This is a genomic window from Herbiconiux daphne (assembly GCF_024979295.1).
GTDB classification, from domain to species: domain Bacteria; phylum Actinomycetota; class Actinomycetes; order Actinomycetales; family Microbacteriaceae; genus Herbiconiux; species Herbiconiux daphnes.
Map to the genome: position 1 here is coordinate 1 of NZ_JANLCJ010000201.1, position 938 is coordinate 938.

The 938-nt window shown below is 40.5% G+C and carries 1 protein-coding gene; it reads right to left on the reverse strand.

All coding sequences use genetic code 11. The features are described 5' to 3' along the window. Positions 1–74 precede the first annotated feature (74 nt). Positions 75–938, reverse strand: an 864-nt coding sequence (locus N1032_RS24095; protein WP_259542995.1) for a hypothetical protein, incomplete at its 5' end; no start/stop codon positions are given.

Sequence of the window (938 nt, forward strand, 5' to 3'; positions counted from 1 at the left end):
CGTAACGATGGGGTAGTTTAACTTATATTCGGCCATACGACCTCCAAGTTACGGGCCTCCGAAGAGGCCGAGGATTATGTTTTCTTAACAGTGATTGGTGTGATTAATTCCACAACAACAGGAGCAGCAGTACCAACAGCTTTATACGTTACAACAGTTTTGAGTTTGTTTGTAATCGGGTAGTCTGCATTGGTAAGTGGTGTGCCTGTACCATCATCTGATTCGGCAATCTTAGAAGTTATCAAATAAGAAGGCTCTTCTGGTTTAGCAGTGTTAGGAGATATTGCCCCTTTAAGTGCTGTCTTACCATTTGAATCAGGCTGTATTGAATACACCAGAGAGTCCACTGTACCACCTTGGTGTGGTTGTAGAATTGCAACTGTCTGAGCTTCTTGTGCCATTTGGCCAGTCGTCAATGCTGGGTTGAATCTCAACCTAGTGTTATTATCACCTGATACTATCGCATTTACATTAACGTGAATACTTGGCCTTTCATAAACAGACACTGTATAAGAGATCGTGTACGCAGGGAACATTATTGTATGTACAGTGTACACATAAGAACCGTCAGGCTGTTGTGTTTCAGTTATTGTGATGAAATCTTCTGGATTATCAGTTGCCCCAGCAGGCATAACAGGTGTAAATTTAAACCTACCAGTATTGTGGTTTGGTGGGCTTATTTTGACAGCTGAAATATTATAAGTTGTATCTGTACCAATGTGAGCATCTATGGTTGGAGCAGTAATAAAGATTTCAGCGACACTTGCACTCAATGTTCCTGTAACAACGACACCATCGCCAACAGTCATTTCAGATGTTAAGGTAACAGTACCTAACTTATGGAATGATTCAACACTAGTACCTGTTGCTTTAATGATTGTATCATCAGAACTTGTAGTAGTGATTGTAACACCATTCAAACTAATCTCTGATGCGAA